This is a genomic window from Shewanella sp. N2AIL (assembly GCF_022690845.1).
In the GTDB taxonomy this organism is placed as follows: domain Bacteria; phylum Pseudomonadota; class Gammaproteobacteria; order Enterobacterales; family Shewanellaceae; genus Shewanella; species Shewanella baltica.
The window spans coordinates 1-1,266 of the sequence record NZ_JALBYT010000074.1; the positions used below are offsets into that span (position 1 = coordinate 1).

General features: G+C 37.8%; 1 pseudogene. It reads left to right on the forward strand.

Annotated features, from left to right (window positions below):
* Nucleotides 1-655: 655 nt before the first annotated feature.
* A pseudogene (locus MO387_RS20745) lies at nucleotides 656-1,138 on the forward strand (lamin tail domain-containing protein); the annotation flags it as partial.
* Nucleotides 1,139-1,266 lie beyond the last annotated feature (128 nt).

A 1,266-nucleotide genomic window follows, 5' to 3' on the forward strand; every position in this document is an offset into this window, starting at 1 on the left:
GTCGAGGTTACGAATAGCGATAGCTGGAGTAGTCATAATGATCTACCTGCAAAAAGTAGTAATAGATCAGAATGACCGATCGCCGTCAAGTTTTTTAAATCGAAAATTAGGTGCGGAATGACGGTTTTAATGCTTAATTTATTGCCTTGATATACAAGGTTTGCAGTCTTAACTCATGTTTAGTTTTGTATAGCAACCATCAATATCTATCGGCTATGCCAATGGATGATATTAATCATTAAATCTAGTCCGTTTTAGCGTTGGATTTATTTCAAAATGATGAAGGCTAAATTACGTTTTAATGATATCAGTCATCTGTTAAAGCGCCGCGTTCTTTATATTTTATTGGGTATCACATACTGAATAATATCATCAAAATATCACATTAAAATATTGATTATTATTTATTCGCATTAGTGCTTTGGCTGTGTCTATGTGTATTACTCTTACTGTTTGTTTTCATTTGGCTAATACTTTCTAATTATTACCTTGTTCTGCTAGGTGAACAGTGCCATGTCCATAATCATTTACTCATCAATGTGTTACATTGGCAATGTGCGATCTTGCCCTCTTTTTTTACGCATTCAACTCTGAAATAATCCGCCCGCACGTTAATAGAAGTTAGCGGCAATATTATAATAATGGGGTTGATGATATGGATAATGTTAATAAGTTAACGGCGATTTCTTTAGCTGTCGCAGCGGCTTTGCCTATGATGGTAAGCGCAGATGTGATGATTACCGAATATGTTGAAGGTAGCGCAAATAATAAAGCGATTGAAATTTATAATAATGGCACTGCAGCAGTTGATTTGACTGGCTATAAGCTAGTTCAATATAAAAATGGCAGTACAGTTGCAACAGACATGGCGTTATTAGATGGTCAGACTATCGGTGCCAAAAAGTTAAAGGTTATTAAACATCCAAGCGCTGCTTTAGGTTTGGCTGCTGAAGTTGATGCAATTAATGGTAGTGCTATTTATTTTAACGGTGAGGATGCAGTCGCACTCCTTAAGGATAGTGTGGTTGTCGACATTATCGGGAGCCTGCCTAGATCAAAGGATTGGGGCATTGACGCTACTTTTATACGCAAGTTAGATTCGCTCGAGGCTAATAGTGTTTTCAATGCCGCCCAGTGGGCAGGGCAACCGCATGAGTGTTTAAAATTCGTCCAACTGCAACCCTGCTAATAGAACCGATTCTAAATATTCAGGTTTCATCCAAGCTCTTTTCTGTTTCGCTGGAATGCTTCCTTTAGAAGGTTCAG